General features: G+C 38.5%; 16 protein-coding genes. 11 read left to right on the top strand and 5 right to left on the bottom strand.

The features are described from left to right. Positions 1 to 122: 122 nt before the first annotated feature. The 4 genes from J4O15_RS06025 (at position 123) to J4O15_RS06040 (ending at position 2,430) form a co-directional block, all read left to right on the top strand. A complete protein-coding gene (locus tag J4O15_RS06025) occupies positions 123 to 323 on the top strand; it encodes an AAC(3) family N-acetyltransferase (RefSeq protein WP_208100054.1) in 201 nt (66 codons plus the stop codon). A gap of 183 nt (positions 324 to 506) precedes the next feature. Continuing rightward, a complete protein-coding gene (locus J4O15_RS06030) occupies positions 507 to 887 on the top strand; it encodes a heavy-metal-associated domain-containing protein (RefSeq protein ID WP_009220426.1) in 381 nt (126 codons plus the stop codon). Between the two features lie 159 nt (positions 888 to 1,046). Continuing rightward, the gene (locus J4O15_RS06035; protein WP_208100055.1) at positions 1,047 to 1,559 is read left to right on the top strand and encodes a DsbA family oxidoreductase; all 513 of its coding nucleotides are present in this window, start codon (positions 1,047 to 1,049) and stop codon (positions 1,557 to 1,559) included. A 277-nt stretch (positions 1,560 to 1,836) separates the two neighbouring features. Continuing rightward, entirely contained in the window at positions 1,837 to 2,430 is a 594-nt protein-coding gene (locus tag J4O15_RS06040; RefSeq protein ID WP_208100056.1) for a 3D domain-containing protein, read from the top strand. Between the two features lie 292 nt (positions 2,431 to 2,722). Here the strand turns inward: J4O15_RS06040 and J4O15_RS06045 are convergent, their stop codons facing one another. Further along, positions 2,723 to 3,616, bottom strand: a complete 894-nt coding sequence (locus J4O15_RS06045; RefSeq protein WP_208100057.1) for a polysaccharide deacetylase family protein — start codon at positions 3,614 to 3,616, stop codon at positions 2,723 to 2,725. 322 nt (positions 3,617 to 3,938) lie between these two features. Here J4O15_RS06045 and J4O15_RS06050 point away from each other — a divergent pair, with 322 nt between their 5' ends. After that, positions 3,939 to 4,865 carry a calcium/sodium antiporter gene (locus J4O15_RS06050; RefSeq protein WP_208100058.1) on the top strand — a complete coding sequence of 309 codons (927 nt, stop codon included), beginning with the start codon at positions 3,939 to 3,941 and terminating at the stop codon, positions 4,863 to 4,865. A 127-nt stretch (positions 4,866 to 4,992) separates the two neighbouring features. On the opposite strand, the gene J4O15_RS06055 is transcribed toward J4O15_RS06050, so the two are convergent. The 4 genes from J4O15_RS06055 to J4O15_RS06070 all read right to left on the bottom strand — a co-directional run bounded on the left by J4O15_RS06055 (position 4,993) and on the right by J4O15_RS06070 (position 9,076). After that, on the bottom strand, positions 4,993 to 6,360 hold the full coding sequence (locus J4O15_RS06055; RefSeq protein ID WP_009220431.1) for a short-chain fatty acid transporter: 1,368 nt from the start codon (positions 6,358 to 6,360) through the stop codon (positions 4,993 to 4,995). A gap of 237 nt (positions 6,361 to 6,597) precedes the next feature. Next, positions 6,598 to 7,242 carry a 3-oxoacid CoA-transferase subunit B gene (locus J4O15_RS06060; protein ID WP_243761966.1) on the bottom strand — a complete coding sequence of 215 codons (645 nt, stop codon included), beginning with the start codon at positions 7,240 to 7,242 and terminating at the stop codon, positions 6,598 to 6,600. Next, a complete protein-coding gene (locus tag J4O15_RS06065) occupies positions 7,242 to 7,892 on the bottom strand; it encodes a CoA transferase subunit A (RefSeq protein ID WP_208100059.1) in 651 nt (216 codons plus the stop codon). Before J4O15_RS06065 ends, J4O15_RS06060 begins: the two co-directional genes overlap by 1 nt. Continuing rightward, on the bottom strand, positions 7,889 to 9,076 hold the full coding sequence (locus J4O15_RS06070; protein WP_208100276.1) for an acetyl-CoA C-acetyltransferase: 1,188 nt from the start codon (positions 9,074 to 9,076) through the stop codon (positions 7,889 to 7,891). The genes J4O15_RS06065 and J4O15_RS06070 overlap by 4 nt, the downstream gene beginning before the upstream one ends. A gap of 475 nt (positions 9,077 to 9,551) precedes the next feature. Between J4O15_RS06070 and J4O15_RS06075 the strand changes: the two genes are divergently transcribed. The 6 genes from J4O15_RS06075 to cooS all read left to right on the top strand — a co-directional run bounded on the left by J4O15_RS06075 (position 9,552) and on the right by cooS (position 16,824). Then, the gene (locus J4O15_RS06075) at positions 9,552 to 10,328 is read left to right on the top strand and encodes an enoyl-CoA hydratase-related protein (RefSeq protein ID WP_208100060.1); all 777 of its coding nucleotides are present in this window, start codon (positions 9,552 to 9,554) and stop codon (positions 10,326 to 10,328) included. A 77-nt stretch (positions 10,329 to 10,405) separates the two neighbouring features. Then, positions 10,406 to 11,242 carry a 3-hydroxyacyl-CoA dehydrogenase family protein gene (locus J4O15_RS06080; RefSeq protein ID WP_009220436.1) on the top strand — a complete coding sequence of 279 codons (837 nt, stop codon included), beginning with the start codon at positions 10,406 to 10,408 and terminating at the stop codon, positions 11,240 to 11,242. A 175-nt stretch (positions 11,243 to 11,417) separates the two neighbouring features. Then, a complete protein-coding gene (locus J4O15_RS06085; protein WP_009220437.1) occupies positions 11,418 to 12,572 on the top strand; it encodes an acyl-CoA dehydrogenase in 1,155 nt (384 codons plus the stop codon). Between the two features lie 26 nt (positions 12,573 to 12,598). After that, entirely contained in the window at positions 12,599 to 13,381 is a 783-nt protein-coding gene (locus J4O15_RS06090) for an electron transfer flavoprotein subunit beta/FixA family protein (protein ID WP_208100061.1), read from the top strand. 13 nt (positions 13,382 to 13,394) lie between these two features. Next, complete coding sequence (locus J4O15_RS06095) at positions 13,395 to 14,447, top strand: electron transfer flavoprotein subunit alpha/FixB family protein (protein ID WP_208100062.1); 1,053 nt, start codon at positions 13,395 to 13,397, stop codon at positions 14,445 to 14,447. A 214-nt stretch (positions 14,448 to 14,661) separates the two neighbouring features. After that, entirely contained in the window at positions 14,662 to 16,824 is a 2,163-nt protein-coding gene (cooS, locus tag J4O15_RS06100) for an anaerobic carbon-monoxide dehydrogenase catalytic subunit (RefSeq protein WP_208100063.1), read from the top strand. Positions 16,825 to 16,913: the final 89 nt, after the last annotated feature.

The following is a 16,913-nucleotide window of genomic DNA, read 5'->3' on the forward strand; positions in this document are numbered from 1 at the left end:
GGAGTGTGTGACTCATTTTGATTCACACACTCCCTAAGTTTTTTATAAAAAGAAAAAAGAAGCCTAACCACAAACATCTTTTGCCGCATGGGGAAGGAATGCGGATTATCTTATAAAAGATCATGACCTTTCAAATATCTTCGGGAAAGCATAATATTAAAGAGCATAGTGCCATTACAGAAGATGGCAGGAGAGTGTGGAAGTCCTATGAAACACTTTTTGTGGACGGTGAAGATTTTACAAAGATAGGAGAGCATTTTGAAAGAGAGTTTGATGTTAAAACAACTACGATCGTTGATTGCAAATTAAAATTGATGAGCTAGAGAGCATTGGTGGATTTTGCAATAAAATGAATTGAAAAAAATAGAATTTAATGATAGTAAAGGATAAAGAATTGGAGACATTAAAGCTTTGGTAAAGAGTCTTGGATACTGATTTTATAAAGAGTGCAATTTATACAAATTAGTGGTATAATCTTAGTTAGTAGAAGATAACTTGGAGGGTTTATGAATACAGTAAGTATAATTATAACAATGATTATAGCGGTAATAGCGATTTTTGGACTTGTAAATTATATCAAAAAGCTAAAGAAGGGTGGGGATTGCTGTCCTGAACATGAAGAAGCCACAAAATCTGTAAAAGTAAAGGATAGAGATAAGTCACATTATCCATATGAAGCAAAGCTTGCAATTGACGGCATGAGCTGTGGGAATTGCGTAAGGAATGTGGAGAATGCATTGAATTCACTTGAGGGTACATGGGCGAGTGTAAGTCTTGAAGATAATCAGGCAACAGTATTACTTAAGAGTCCGCCGGATATTGAAAAACTTTCAAAGGCGGTATCGGATGCCGGATATTGTGTTTTAAAAAGAAAATCAAGATATTAAAAATTATTTAAAACAAATAAAATTTGTAAAATATAGCGTTAATAATATGAATATGTTATAATAAATAATACAATATATTTTATAATATGAAACGGATGTTACAATGTATAAAATTATTATATGTTTTGATATTTGTTTTGCATATTAGAAAGGATGTTTATGTCAAAAAAGATTAAAGTATTTTATGATTACACCTGTCCATATTGTTACAAGGGTTTGAGAGAACTTCAAGATATTTTACCGGATTATAAAAATGTAGAGATAGATTGGTCTCCCTGTGAGGCTCATCCAAGACCTGAACCTGCCGGAGTACATTCGGATTTGGCGGCACAGGTGGGTTTTTATATAGCAGAGAACGGCTTTGATATTAAAAAGTACAATAATTTGGTTTTTGAGGCTCATTTTGAAAATCAGAAAAGAATAGATGATGTAGATTTATTGGCTGACCTTGGACAGGAGGCGGGTGCAAAGAGAGAAGATATTATTGCACTGCTGAATGAGAATAGAAATGCAAAGAAAGTTGAGGATTCCAATACGGAGGTTTGGCAGACTCTGGAGATTCAGGCTGTGCCTTCATATACCTATGATGATAAGATAGCCGCATCGGGTGGAGGATTGTTGGTTCCTATAGAAAAGGTAGTGGAACTCTTTAAGATAGCTTCAAAGGCTTGATAAGATATTTTTAATATAAATGTAAACAATAATTATATCAAAAATATTTAACAAAGTTTTATACTGAGTAAAGTAAAAGACATATTATAATGTATAATAAAAGCATTATAATATGTCTTTTTTTATGCAAATCAAACTAAAAAATGCAGGTGAAAAGTAGAAAATAGCAGTTCGCAAAGAGATTGCAACATTTTCTTATTGACATTTAACATTTATGTAATATAATAAATTTATCCCGACGAACAAAAGGATTCGTTCTTTGCAAGAAAGGAAGAAAATGATAAACAAGATAAAGAAGATTACACTGGTTGCATTCGTTTTTTCTGCATTGATTGCAGGAAGTTCTCATGCTGCCACACAGACTGAGGTGGATAATGTTACCGGTCCTGCATTTGGTCTTAATGCGGATCAGTACGAAACAACACTCGACTCATATAAACAACAGCAGGAGGCTGAACTTGTAGCGAAGGAGGATGCGGAGATTGCTGCTCTTAGAGAGTCGGCAAGAGGGCGTTCCATAGGTAAGTTTAAAGCATATGCTTACTCATTGGATTGTGATCCTTCCAATATAACAAGAGCAGGTACAAGACCTGTAGTAGGTAAGACTATAGCAGCTGACTGGTCCGTACTTCCAAGAGGTACAAGAGTGCGTATTGGAAACAGCGACACTATCTATGTTGTAGAAGATACAGGCGGAAATATCAAGGGAAGAACTATTGATATTTTTATGCACAATGACAGCGAGGCAAGAGCACATGGAATAAGATATCCTGAGCTTTATATCGTAGAGGGCGATGCAAAGGAAGCCCAGCAAAAGATTGATGAGATTTTGGCAAGAAGAGCTGAAAGACAGGCAAGCCAAAACCAATAATAGTAGATCAAATCAAATAAACAGAACACGACAGATAAATTAGTATACAGAAATGATTGATTACAAAAGATAACAAAGATAAAATCACAATCTTTATAATGTCGCCCCTTTTATATAGGGGAAATATAATTAATACATTTGCAAAAGGGATAGGAGAGAAAATCGATTCGGTTTTCTCTCTTTTTATGTTATAAGTAAATAGATTGAAAGACAAAACTTAGTATAAATCAAAAGGTCTTAAAGTCCTGAAAATCTAATTCTCAGAACATTAAGACCTTTATATAAATATCAATTATTTTGCAAACTGTTTTGGAGGAGTATCCATTCCAAGAAGTTCAAATCTGTAACCGTCCGCTTTTAACTGCTCTATGATTGTAGGCAATGCATCATGTACAAATGCTGTAGACGGCATATCATGCATCAGCAATGTGGAATGCTTGTTGGCATTTACCTGCTGTATGGTTTGATCAATAAGTGCCTGACCTCTTTTTCCCTCAACATCACCGTCAAAGGAGTTCCAGTCAAAATATATAATACCTCTATCTCTTACAGCTTGTAAAAGCTCGGTTCTGATAGCTTTATTATAGCCGGTATTACTTCCGCCGGGGAAACGAAGAAGCTTTGTTCTCTCGCCGGTGGCTTTAAGTATTATATCATCCATGGCATCATAATCTGCAAGGAAAGCGTCTACAGAAGCGTATATCTTCTTATAGTCATGGGTTAAACTGTGGACTGCTATATTATGACCTCTGTCCTTAATCTGTTTTAACATATCCACAAGTGCATCATTTTCCATATATTGTGCCGTAACGAAAAAGCATGCTTTAATATTGTATTGATCCAGTATGTCAAGGAGCCTTGGAGTGCCTACCCACGGACCGTCATCAAATGTAAGATAAACGATTTTGTCATCAGGTGAAGGGGTGGTTTCAGGCGCCGCAGTGGTTGTTTCAGCAGTTGTATCTGTTTCACTTTCAGATACGGCTTGTGTTTCACTTTCACCGGAAGTTTCGCCTTGAGCGGATTCTACCGTCTCGTTTGCAGTACTTGATGAATTGGCTACTTTAACATTTTTTTTACGAGATTGCCAACCATAGGCAACCATTGCTGTGAAAACACAGCAAAAAATTAAAACTACAATGGGGACAAAAATATTTTTTTGTCTTTTTCTACTTCTCTTTTTCATGTCTACCTTCCTTAGATAAATTGAATGCCCTGAGTCGTGTGGAATCTACGATAGATAAATATAGAATGTAGATGACAAACAGAGTATTCTCTATATTCAAATAGTATAGCAGATAATATGATATTTGTGTTGATGTTTTTCTTAAATACTTTTAAAGGAATATGAAATAGCTTTTTAAATAGTAACTGTATGATAAAATATGGATTTATGGGATTTGTCTAATAAAAAAATATTAGTATTATGGCATACTTTTGTTGACTTTTTTTGAATATACAGATATTATGTCTGTGTTTAAAAATAAATTTTGTAAAGGAATAAATATATGGTATATATATGGCTTATATTGGGCTTTGTATGTCTTGTCGGAGGAGCGAATTTTTTTGTGGAAGGAGCCTCAGGGGTGGCAAGAAAGTTGAATGTGCCTTCAGTTGTAATAGGGCTTACAATAGTGGCTTTCGGAACCAGTGCACCGGAGGCTGCGGTAAGTATTGATGCGGCGCTGAAAGGAAGCAACGCAATAGCCTTAAATAATGTAATAGGTTCAAATGTTTTCAACCTTTTGGCAGTTGTGGGTATTTGCGGAATAATAAATGCAATGCCTGTAGACAGAATGCTTTTGAAGTTTGATTATCTTGTAAATATAGCCATTACTGTAATAATGCTTGGATTTATATTGTTTACAGGTGGCATAGGCAGAATAGAAGGAGCGATATTTTTGCTGATTTTCGTTATATATATGATATATACTGTAAAAACAGCATTAAAAGAGAAGGTTAAAGAAGAGGAGAATAAAAAGAAAATATCCATGCCTTTAGCCATTGTTTATATTGCCGGCGGACTTGCTTTAGTAGTATTTGGAGGAGATAAGGTGGTTGAATCCGCTTCCGAGATAGCTATAATGTTCGGAATGAGTGAAACTTTGGTAGGCTTGACCATAGTTGCTATAGGTACTTCTCTACCGGAGCTTGTAACAAGTATTGTGGCATCAAGCAAGGGAGAAAACGGTCTGGCACTTGGAAATGTTATAGGTTCAAATATCTTTAATATAATATTTATACTGGCATTTTCTTCTGTGCTGAATCCTATAGGAGCTGCTGCCGTGGCTGTATATGATACATTATTTTTATTATTTGCCACATTGATGGTATATATCCTGGCTAAAAATGATGGTGAGATATCTAAAAAAGAAGGTTTTGCCATGGTGTTGATTTATGTAATTTATACTATATATATTATCATAAGACAGTAATATAGGTCGGCTGTATAATAAAAAATAAATTTAAAAATGGATGCCTTCCTGTGTAAAACAGGCTGCATCCATTTTTATTTTAAATTGCTAAATTATTATAAAGAGCTATATTAAAATAAAGCTTGTATTATGCCAGGAAAGGTACAAGGAATAGGAAACCGCATCCTATGATAATTCCTGTAACTATAAGTACTATGGCACAATATCCCATAATATCTCTGGCACCAAGTCCTGCAATACCGAGAGCCGGTAAAGCCCAGAAAGGTTGGAGCATATTTGTCCATGCATCACCCCATGCAATAGCCATGGCGGATACTGCCGGAGAGACTCCAAGAGCGTTTCCTGCAGGCATTACTATAGGAGCCTGCACAGCCCACTGACCGCCGCCTGAAGGTACGAAGAAGTTTACAATACCTGCTGAGAGGAAGGTGAACAATGGGAAAGTGGTTTGATTTGAGATATTTACAAAGAAATCACTTATAGCACCTGCAAGAGATTGTCCTGTAGGACCTGTAGCGGTCATAATACCCATAATACCTGCATAGAATGGGAACTGCAATATAATACCGCCTGCACTTTTAGCGGCATCTGTAATAGCGTTTACATAGCCTATAGGTGTTCCGTGGAATATAATTCCAAGTGTAAGGAAAATCAAATTTACTATATTAAGTGACAGAGTGATACTTCCCTTGGTCATATATGTGTATATCAAATAAACTATGGCAAGTATTGCAACTAGTATTGAAAGCAGAGGAAAGCTCTCAAGCCATTCAGCAGGTGTCATTGTTTTATCCGTAACCTTGGCAGCTTCGGTTTCTGCCAGCAGCTTAGGATCTACAGTAACGGTATCCTCAGGAGCGGGATGCATCTGAGCGTTTACAAATGCTATAACTACAATTATAGCTATTACAATTATAAGATTCCAAGCTGAGAATATTGTCTGTGAAGTAGGTATTGATTCTGTTACAGCACCTGCCGTTTGTGTACCTATAGCTTCACTGTATGATGCAAGCTGAAGAGGTATGGAACCTGAGAAACCTGCATGCCAGATTACGAAACCTGAATAAGCCGATGCGATAAGAAGTCTGTAGTCAACGCCTTTTACTTTTTTTGCGATTTCCTTTGCAAGTATGGCACCGACTACAAGTCCGAATCCCCAGTTAAGCCAGCAGGCAATCATTGAAACAACGGTAATAAAAATAATTGCCGATGTAGGAGATTTAGGAACTCCTGCAGCCGCATTTATAGCCCTCTTTACCAGCGGTGCGGTAGCAAGTGCCGTACCGAGAACAAGTACCAAAGCCATCTGCATTGAGAATCCGAGTAATGACCACATACTCTCGCCCCAAGCATTGGCTATTTCAAACGGGTTCATTTTACTTACAGGCATTGCTGCTATAAATACCAATATGGTAAGTATGATACAAAAAATAAATGCATCAGGCAAAAATTTTTGAACTATATTTACGCATGCGTTTGTAAATTTTTTAAACATTTATCTGCCTCCTTTTGCAAATTGTTTAATTATTAACACTAACATTATATCAAGATTGGACTATACTTTCCAGTGGCAAAAACAATGAAAACATACAAATATATTATATATATCACACAAAAATACCAAATAATAGGCAAAAGCAATATAAATCAGATGATTATATTACTTTTGCCTTAATTAAAAAGTAAGTTTCAAATTTATAATATCCCTGTTTTGATATAAAACGGTAAATATTTAGAATGTCTTCAAATCATCTGCAACCTTTAAAGTTGCTTCCGTCTTTGCAATAACATCATCTACGCTTACACCTTCAGCTACCTCTGTAAGTAATAGACCATCATCTGTAACCTTGATTACAGCCAATTCAGTAACAATCTCATCAACGGCATGAATTGCTGTAGCAGGTAGGGTGATATCCTTTAAAATCTTTGGAGCACCGTCTTTTGCGGTATGTGTCATAGCGATAACAACCTTCTTAGAACCTGTAACAAGATCCATGGCACCGCCCATACCCGGAACCATCTTTCCGGGAACTATATGGCTTGCAAGATTTCCATGTGCATCCACCTGCAATGCACCTAAAACAGTCATATCAACATGTCCGCCGCGGATAATCGCAAATGAGAAAGCACTGTCAAAATATGCGGCACCGGGAAGTACTGTGACATTCTGACCTCCTGCATTTATCAGATGCTTATTGGCTGTTTCCGGAGAAGCTAAAGCTCCCATACCGAGTATTCCGTTCTCTGATTGAAGTGTAATTTCTATTCCCTCAGGAACATAATCCGCCACCATAGTAGGAAGTCCGATACCTAAGTTTACTACATCACCATCATGTAATTCGCTTGCAACTCGTCTAGCAATCTTTTCTTTTGACATTATGACTCACCTCCTACAAGATAATCTACAAATATGGCAGGTACTGCGACTTTCTCAGGCTGAATATCACCTACAGGAACAATAAGCTCCGCACCGGCAATAACAACATCGGCAGCAGTAGCCATAACAGTATTAAAGTTTTTGGTTGTAGCTGTAAAATAAAGATTTCCTTTTTCATCGGCTATGGTAGCTCCTATAAGAGCAAAGTCGGCTCTCAAAGGTTTCTCCAAAAGATAATCCTTACCGTCTATATTGAGTACCTGCTTACCCTCGGCAACCTCAGTGCCGACTCCGGTAGGTGTAAGTACGCCGCCAAGTCCTGCACCTCCTGAACGGATTCTCTCTGCAAGAGTTCCCTGAGGAACAAGCTCCACCTCCATACTGCCATCCTGCATTTTCTGTCCGGTCACGGGGTTTGTACCGATATGTGTTGCAATAACTTTCTTTACCTGATTGTTGACAACCAGTTTTCCTATACCTGTGGTAGGAGTACCGGTGTCATTACAAATAAGTGTTAAATCCTTTACGCCTTTTTCAACTAATGCATCAATAATCGGCTCAGGTGTACCACATGCTAAAAATCCACCTACCATGATAGTAGCGCCATCATTGATACCTGCAATAGCATCTTTGATTGAAACTATTTTCATTTTGTCTCCCTTTCTACAACAATTGCCGTACCCATTCCACCACCTATACAGAGTGAAGCAAGACCGCATTTAACATTTCTTTTTTCCATCTCAAAGAGTAAAGTGGTAAGTATTCTTGCACCCGATGCTCCGATAGGATGTCCAAGTGCTATTGCACCACCGTTTACATTTGTGATTTCGCTCTTAAATCCAAGTTCCCTGCATACTGCAAGAGCCTGTGCAGCAAAAGCTTCATTTGCCTCTACAAGGTCCAAATCATCAACGGTAATACCTGCTTTTTCCATTGCTTTTCTTGATGCAGGTATTACTCCAAGTCCCATTACATTAGGATCCACACCGCCTGAAGCATAGCCCTTTATAGTAGCCATGATAGGGAGTTTTAGTTCCAGTGCTTTTTCCTTGGATGCGATAATAAACATAGCGGCGCCGTCATTGATACCTGATGCATTACCTGCAGTTACTGTACCGTCTTTTTTGAAAGCGGGTTTAAGTTTGGCAAGATTTTCTATTGCAGTATTAAACTTAGGGTATTCATCTGTATCAAATACCTTAGGATCACCCTTTCTTTGTGGAATCAGTACAGGAACTATCTCATCCTTAAGTCTGCCGGTTTCTATGGCAACTTGAGCTCTTCTTTGGCTTTCAACAGAAAATACATCCTGATCCTCTCTGCTGATACCCTTTTGCTCCGCTATATTCTCCGCTGTTACGCCCATGTGATAGTTATTGAAAGCATCCCAAAGACCGTCTGTGATCATTTCATCTATAAAGGTCTGATTGCCCATCTTTACGCCGAATCTTGCTCCTTTAACAACATATGGAGCATTTGACATACTCTCGGTACCGCCTGCCAGGATGATATCAGCATCACCGGCTTTGATTATTTGAGCTGCCAATTCAATAGTTCTTAGACCTGAACCGCAAACTTTATTTATTGAAAATGCAGGGGTGGTGTTTGGAAGACCTGCACCAAGTATGACCTGACGAGCTATATTCTGTCCAAGACCTGCACTAAGCACATTTCCGATGATGGCTTCATCAATAAGAGAAGCATCAATACCTGCACGCTCGATAGCGCCCTTTGCTGCTGTCACACCCAGATCTACTGCACTCACACCTGCCAATGAACCGCCAAAGCTACCAATAGCTGTTCTTGCAGCACTAACGATAACTACTTCTTTCATATTCTCATACCTCATATCTTCTATAAAATTAGACAATACCAATAGAGTAAACATTTCCGCCTTGTATTGTCATATATATGTATCATATATAGCATAACATAAGTCAAATCAATTATCCACCCCTATACTATTGAAAATTGCTATAAAAAAAACTATAAATATTTATATATATATTATTTAAACAAAGTGTTATAATAGATAGAAGTCCGTATATGTCAAAAATACTATAGGAAACAGTTGTTTAATCTTTTGAGACTGCTAAAAAATATATGAAAATAATTTTACTAAATATAATATATAAAATTACATGTTTTTTGCATACAGCTATTTTTTATATTGGAATATGCTTATGCAAAATAGATATAATGATTAGTCAAAAAAACTGATTGATTGTCGGATATATATATGTTATATTTTTATCATATGGATTGACATGTCAAAAAACGGACATGAAGTATTGACGAGGAGGTGTTTTATGGGTTTTGTAAGGTTTGATACAGAAGGTGCTGTAGGTATTATTACCATTGATAGACCGAAGGCGCTTAATGCTTTGAACTCTGAAGTGCTGGCTGAACTGGATGCCTGCTTTGACGGTATTGATGTAAATTCTGTCAGAGCGGTTATTTTGACAGGTTCGGGAGAGAAGTCTTTTGTGGCAGGTGCGGACATAGGTGAGATGAGTAAACTAAGTCCTGTAGAGGGTGAAGCCTTCGGAAAAAAGGGAAATGATGTTTTCCGTAAGATTGAAACCTTCCCTATACCGGTAATTGCGGCTGTAAACGGATTTGCACTTGGTGGCGGATGTGAGATAGCAATGAGCTGTGATATTCGCATATGCTCAGACAATGCAATGTTTGGTCAGCCTGAGGTTGGGCTTGGTATCACACCGGGATTTGGCGGAACACAAAGACTGGCGAGAATAGTAGGTGTAGGTATGGCAAAGCAACTTATTTACACAGCCAAAACCATAAAAGCGGATGAGGCGTTAAGAATCGGACTTGTAAATGCCGTATATACACAGGAAGAGCTTATGGTTGCAGCAAGGAAGATGGCAAATACCATAGCACAGAATGCTCCTATTGCTGTTCGTGCATGTAAAAAGGCTATCAATGACGGACTGGATGCCAAGATGGATGACGCTATTGTCATAGAAGAGAAGCTGTTTGGAAGCTGCTTTGAGACACATGATCAGATAGAGGGAATGAATGCTTTCCTTGAAAAGAGAAAAGAGAAGAATTTTACCAATTCATAAGAATTTGGCAGATATAAATTTTCAGTACGGTTTTAAAATTATTTACAAAACATTTTTGTTTCAGAAAGGATAAGAAGATGAAAGTTGGTATTATTGGTGCAGGTACAATGGGTTCAGGCATTGCTCAGGCTTTTGCAATGACAGACGGATATGAAGTAAGACTTTGCGATATTAAGGAAGAGTTTGCGCAGGCAGGCTTTGCAAAGATCCAAAAGAATATCAATTTCCTTGTAGGAAAAGAGAAGATAACAAAGGAAGCCGGAGATGCAATTATTTCAAAGATAAAAGTAGGCCTTAGCGATATTTGCAGCGACTGTGATTTAATAGTTGAAGTAGCATTAGAGAAGATGGAAGTTAAGCAGCAGATTTTTAAAGAACTTCAAAACATTGTTCCTAAGGATTGTATCTTTGCTTCAAATACATCATCACTTTCCATTACAAGAATCGGTGAAGCACTTGACAGACCTGTAGTAGGAATGCATTTTTTCAATCCTGCTGACAGAATGAAGCTTGTTGAGGTAATAGGCGGAGAAAAGACACCTGCCGATTTGGTTGAGAAGATTAAAAAGATATCTGAAGATATCGGAAAAACACCTGTACAGGTTAAGGAAGCACCGGGATTTGTAGTAAATCGTATACTTGTTCCGATGATCAATGAAGCTATCAATGTATGGGCTGCAGGAACAGCAGATGCTGAGGGCGTAGATACAGCGATGATTCTTGGATGTGCACATCCTATGGGACCACTTCACTTGGCGGATCTTATCGGTCTTGATATTTGTCTGGCTATTATGGAAGTTATTCACAATGAGACAGGGGATGATAAGTATTTACCTGCTCCGAAGTTAAAAGAGCTTGTAGCGGCAGGTAAGCTTGGTAAGAAAACAGGAGAAGGAATATTCTCTTATAAGTAAAATATATATCCCCCTTTTTACACCAGGATGTAAGAAGGGGGATTAATACGATATAGATACAAAAGGCGGGTTTGTATTTACTATATAGGTGAAAGAAAACTAAGAAAGGATAACGCAAACAAAGACTTTCACCATTTATGTTTGCACTTGGATTTATTCAAGTAGGGTATGATTCATGGATTTTACTTTAGACAAGAAACATGAGATGGCAAGAACCCTATTTAGGGAGTTTGCCGAAAAGGAAGTAAAACCTCTTGCAGTAGAGGTGGATGAAACAGAAGTATTTCCAAGAGAAACTGTAAGGAAGATGGCAAAATACGGTTTCCTTGGTATTCCTGTAGCAAAGGAATTTGGAGGTCAGGGTGCCGATCCGTTGGCATATGTTATGTGTGTAGAAGAGATATCAAAGGTTTGTGCTACAACAGGCGTTATCGTCTCAGCTCATACATCCCTTTGTGCCGATCCTATTGCTATGTATGGTACACCGGCTCAAAAGGAAAAGTATCTCATTCCCCTGGCAAAGGGTGAAAAGCTCGGAGCTTTTGCACTCACAGAGCCTAATGCCGGTACTGATGCACAGGGTGCTGTTACAAAGGCGGTACTTGACGGTGATGATTATGTGTTAAACGGCTCAAAAATCTTTATTACAAACGGTAAAGAGGCTGATATATATGTTGTAATAGCATGTACAGAGATAAAGGTGGATGCAAAGGGCAGACAGAAAAAGATTTTCTCGGCATTTATAGTTGAAAAGGATACACCGGGATTCGGCTTTGGAACCAAGGAAAAGAAGATGGGTATCAGAGGCTCATCCACATACGAACTTATTTTTACCGATTGCAGAGTACCGAAGGAAAATATGTTAGGTCCTGCAGGTAAGGGTTTCGGTATTGCAATGCATACTCTTGACGGCGGTCGTATAGGTATTGCCGCACAGGCACTCGGTATTGCAGAGGGTGCACTTGAGAGAACTATTGCATATGTAAAAGAAAGAAAGCAGTTTGGAAGATCAATCGGAGCTTTCCAGAATACTCAGTTTGAGTTGGCAAATATGGCAACCAAAGTAAAAGCGGCACAGATGCTTGTATATAGAGCTGCAATGGCTAAAGCTACACAGAAGACATATTCAGAAGAAGCTGCAATGGCAAAGTTGTTTGCGGCGGAGGTAGCTATGGAAGTTACCACCAAGGCGGTTCAGCTTCATGGTGGATATGGATATACAAGAGAGTATGAAATTGAGAGAATGATGCGTGATGCTAAGATTACAGAAGTGTACGAGGGTACAAGTGAAGTACAAAGAATGGTAATTGCCGGTTCATTGCTTAAATAATAGTGCTATTACGAATGGAGGATGTCATGAAGATAGTTGTTTGTATTAAACAAGTGCCGGATACCAAGGGCGGCGTTGTTTTTAACCCTGACGGCACATTAAACAGAGGAGCCATGCTCACAATTATGAATCCCGATGATAAGGCGGGACTTGAGGCGGCGCTCAGAATTAAGGATAAATACGGTGCGGAAGTTACAGTAGTTACTATGGGACTTCCAAAGGCTGATGAAGTACTTAGAGAAGCTATGGCAATGGGAGCTGATAAGGCGGTACTTATTACAGACAGAGTACTTGGAGGAGCAGATACCTGGGCTACATCACAGACCATTGCGGGAGCATTAAGAAAACTGGAATATGATCTTATAATTACAGGTCGTCAGGCTATTGACGGTGATACTGCACAGGTCGGACCTCAGATTTCAGAACATCTTGATATACCTGTTATCAGCTATGCACAAAAGATAGAAATTGAAGGCGACAGTGTGATAGTGGAGCGCCAGTTTGATGATAGATATCATGTTTTAAAAGCAAAGATGCCTGTACTTATTACAGCCCTTTCAGAGCTTAATGAGCCGAGATATATGACTCCGGGCGGTATTTTTGATGCTTATGAGAAGGAAGTATGCGTACTTTCAAGAGCCGATCTTGTGGATGTAGACGATTCAAATATCGGATTGAAGGGTTCACCGACACAGATTGCAAAAGCATCCGATAAGGTAAGAAAGGGTGCGGGAGAGCAGGTAAACCTTGGTGCATCAGAATCTGTTGATTACATCATAGGCAAGTTAAAAGAAACACATATCATCTAAAAAGGAGTCGTTTATGAGACAGAATACAGAGGAATACAGGGGAGTGTTTACATTTGCCCAACAGGTAGACGGCAAATTGAGCAGTATTTCCCTTGAACTTATTGGAAAAGGTAAGGATTTGGCTGCTGACCTTAATACAGAAGTAACAGCAGTGCTTTTGGGATCTGATATAAAAGGTTTGGTTGATGAACTCGCTGAACATGGTGCGGACAAAATAATAGTAGTAGATGATTCCAAATTAAAAGAGTATCGTACAGAGCCATATACACAGGCGCTTGCAGCAGTTATAAATGAGTTTAAGCCTGAGATATTTATTATCGGAGCTACAGCTATAGGAAGAGATCTTGGTCCAAGAGTTTCAGCAAGAGTTGGAACAGGACTTACGGCAGACTGTACACAGCTTGAAATAGGAGATTATCCATTGGTAGCTATTGCAGGAAGAGAGCAAAAACATAATCAGCTTCTTATGACCAGGCCTGCATTTGGTGGAAATACCATTGCAACTATTGCATGTCCTGAGAACAGACCGCAGATGGCAACAGTTCGTCCGGGTGTTATGCAAAAGAAGGAGAGAGTTGCGGGAGCAAAGGCACAGATAATAGACTTTGATGCAAAGCTGACAGAAAATGATAAATATGTGGAGATTTTGGAGATTGTAAAGAATGCCAAGACTACAGAAGATATCATGGCTGCAAAGATATTGGTATCCGGAGGTAGAGGTGTAGGTTCAACCGAGAACTTCAAGATACTTAAGGATTTGGCAGATGTACTTCACGGTACTGTAAGCTGTTCAAGAGCTGTAGTGGATGCAGGCTGGATGCCTAAGGATATTCAGGTAGGACAGACCGGTAAAACAGTCCGTCCGCATCTATACTTTGCAATAGGTATCTCAGGTGCAATACAGCATCTTGCAGGTATGGAAGAAAGTGATATCATTATCGCTATAAATAAAGATGAGAATGCACCTATTTTCAGTGTTGCGGATTACGGTATTATAGGTGATTTGAATAAGATAGTTCCTGCACTTACAGAGAAGCTAAAGGCTGAGCTTGCCAAGGAAGACTGATTACATTAGATATTAAAATATTAGATAATCTTTAAAATAAAAATCGCTATAAACTCTTAATGGAGTTTACAGCGATTTTTTGTTTATAAAAGAGTGCATATTTCCTGCTTGACATAAATCAAAAATTATTTTATAATCAAAAAACATTTTAACATACTAAACTAATAGGTAAATAGGTCATCAAGTTTTGTTTTAAAAGCAGGAAGGAAGTCTCATGGGAAAGAAAGAACATAATCATGAACATAGCCATAAACACAGTCATGAACATAGTCATGAACATCATCATGATGAGCATGGAGTAGATCATATCCATAGCCATAGAAATTTAATAGGCTTTGATGAACATGGTATACCAACAATTACTTTAAAATCGGATCATGAAGAGGATGGGGATGATAAGGCATTTATAAGAGATTACATGAATGCGGTTTCAGAATATAGAAAAACTTTTCCGTCAAAGGATGAGGTACTTGAAAACACTCCGGATCCGGCTGTAAAAGAAATGATTTTACGACAGAATCAGCTTGGATTTGATACCACCTTTGACAGATTTGACAAACAGCAGCCACAATGTAGTTTCGGTATGGCGGGTATTTGCTGTAAAATCTGTAATATGGGACCATGTAAGATCACTTCAAAAAGTCCTAAAGGAATTTGTGGTGCCGATGCTGACTTGATAGTTGCAAGAAATTTACTTCGTTCCGCCGCTGCAGGTGTTGCACAGCATGGTATGCATGGGCGTGAGGTTATATTGTCTTTAAAATGGGCGGCTGAAGGAAAACTTGATTTGCCTATTTTAGGACAGCAAAAGATAAAGGATGTTGCAAAGGCTTTTGGAATAAAGACAGAGAGAAGAAGTATTAAAAAGATTGCCTCAGAGCTTGCAGATATACTTTTAGATGATATGAGCCGTACAGTGCCGGGAGAGTATAAAATAATTGAGGCACTGGGTTTGGAAGAAAGAAAAAATACCTGGGAAAAGTTGGATATTTTGCCGATAAGTGCCTATCATGAGGTCTTTGAAGCTTATCATAAAACAGGTGTGGGTACAGATGGTGATTGGAAGAGTGTTATGCAGCAGTTTCTGCGATGCGGTCTTGCATTTACATATTCAGGTGTGGTAAGCACAGCCATAGCTACAGACGGGCTTTTTGGAGTAGGTGACAGGGTGACTTCAAAGGTAAACATAGGGGCACTGAAAAAGGGCTATGTAAATATTGCGGTACATGGACATCTTCCTACTTTAGTCAGCGAGATAGTAAAGGTAGGACAGGAAGAGAAGTATATAGATTTGGCTAAAAAAGCAGGTGCAAAGGGTATAAGATTCTATGGAATCTGCTGTTCGGGGCTTTCTGCAATGTATCGATATGCCGGAGTTATTCCTCTTTCAAATGCGGTATCTGCCGAGCTGGTGCTTGGAACAGGTGCACTTGATCTTTGGATTGCGGATGTACAAGATGTATTCCCGGCTATAATGGAGGTGGCAAATTGCTTTAGAACCACAGTTATTACAACCAGTGAGTCTGCAAGGCTTCCGGGAGCGGAAAGATTTGAATATGACCATCATCATTCAAACATAGGAGAAACAAGAGAGCTTGCGGAAAAAATAATACTCAGGGGAATTGAAAGCTTCAAAGACAGACAGGGTATACCTGTATATATTCCACCATATGAGGTGGATGCTGAGGTGGGATTTTCACCTGAATATGTACATAAGCACTATGGCTCAATGAGACCTCTGTATGAAGCACTAAAGGAAGGTAAGATACTGGGTATTGTAAATCTGGTGGGATGTAATAATCCGAAGGTGGTTTATGAAAAATGTATTATTGATGTAGCCAATGCATTATTAAGAAATAATATTTTGATTCTTACAAACGGTTGTGCATCATTTCCGCTTATGAAGATGGGATATTGCAATATTTCAGGTCAGGATTATGCAGGTGAGGGATTAAGGGAATTTCTTGGAGATCTTCCGCCGGTATGGCATGTTGGAGAATGTATTGATAATACAAGATCAAGCGGTATATTGTCAGGAGTAGCGGGTGAGGCAGGCAAGGCTTTATTTGAAATGCCTTTTGCATTTACTTCTCCCGAGTGGAGCAATGAAAAGGGAATAGATGCCGCGCTTGGCTTCAGACTTATGGGAATCAATTCATATCACTGTGTGGAGGCTCAAATTCACGGTTCAAAGAATGTAATAGAGTTCTTAAAAGAGGGAACCAAAGAATTGCTGGGTTCTGTGATGGTGGTGGATACAAATCCTGATTCACTCGGTGAGAAAATAGTGGCGGATATTATTGAAAAGAGAAGGGCACTTGGATGGGCTGTACCTGATGAGATAGTCCATAAAGAGGAAGAATTGGTTTTAGTATAGTTTTGTAAAACAGTGTAAATTATAAAATATAGAGCATTTTGAATGATTGACAATTATTATTTATTGTAGTAGTATGAATATGTACACAA

The organism is Lachnoanaerobaculum sp. Marseille-Q4761 (assembly GCF_017565785.1).
GTDB lineage: Bacteria > Bacillota > Clostridia > Lachnospirales > Lachnospiraceae > Lachnoanaerobaculum.

Coding starts and splice junctions, on each gene's coding strand:
- J4O15_RS06085 (WP_009220437.1), top strand. CDS start 11,418: ATGGATTTTACTTTAGACAAGAAACATGAGATGGCAAGAACCCTATTT.
- J4O15_RS06025 (WP_208100054.1), top strand. CDS start 123: ATGACCTTTCAAATATCTTCGGGAAAGCATAATATTAAAGAGCATAGT.
- J4O15_RS06095 (WP_208100062.1), top strand. CDS start 13,395: ATGAGACAGAATACAGAGGAATACAGGGGAGTGTTTACATTTGCCCAA.
- J4O15_RS06080 (WP_009220436.1), top strand. CDS start 10,406: ATGAAAGTTGGTATTATTGGTGCAGGTACAATGGGTTCAGGCATTGCT.
- J4O15_RS06050 (WP_208100058.1), top strand. CDS start 3,939: ATGGTATATATATGGCTTATATTGGGCTTTGTATGTCTTGTCGGAGGA.
- J4O15_RS06090 (WP_208100061.1), top strand. CDS start 12,599: ATGAAGATAGTTGTTTGTATTAAACAAGTGCCGGATACCAAGGGCGGC.
- J4O15_RS06045 (WP_208100057.1), bottom strand. CDS start 3,616: ATGAAAAAGAGAAGTAGAAAAAGACAAAAAAATATTTTTGTCCCCATT.
- J4O15_RS06065 (WP_208100059.1), bottom strand. CDS start 7,892: ATGAAAATAGTTTCAATCAAAGATGCTATTGCAGGTATCAATGATGGC.
- J4O15_RS06075 (WP_208100060.1), top strand. CDS start 9,552: ATGGGTTTTGTAAGGTTTGATACAGAAGGTGCTGTAGGTATTATTACC.
- J4O15_RS06055 (WP_009220431.1), bottom strand. CDS start 6,360: ATGTTTAAAAAATTTACAAACGCATGCGTAAATATAGTTCAAAAATTT.
- J4O15_RS06030 (WP_009220426.1), top strand. CDS start 507: ATGAATACAGTAAGTATAATTATAACAATGATTATAGCGGTAATAGCG.
- cooS (WP_208100063.1), top strand. CDS start 14,662: ATGGGAAAGAAAGAACATAATCATGAACATAGCCATAAACACAGTCAT.
- J4O15_RS06040 (WP_208100056.1), top strand. CDS start 1,837: ATGATAAACAAGATAAAGAAGATTACACTGGTTGCATTCGTTTTTTCT.
- J4O15_RS06070 (WP_208100276.1), bottom strand. CDS start 9,076: ATGAAAGAAGTAGTTATCGTTAGTGCTGCAAGAACAGCTATTGGTAGC.
- J4O15_RS06035 (WP_208100055.1), top strand. CDS start 1,047: ATGTCAAAAAAGATTAAAGTATTTTATGATTACACCTGTCCATATTGT.
- J4O15_RS06060 (WP_243761966.1), bottom strand. CDS start 7,242: ATGTCAAAAGAAAAGATTGCTAGACGAGTTGCAAGCGAATTACATGAT.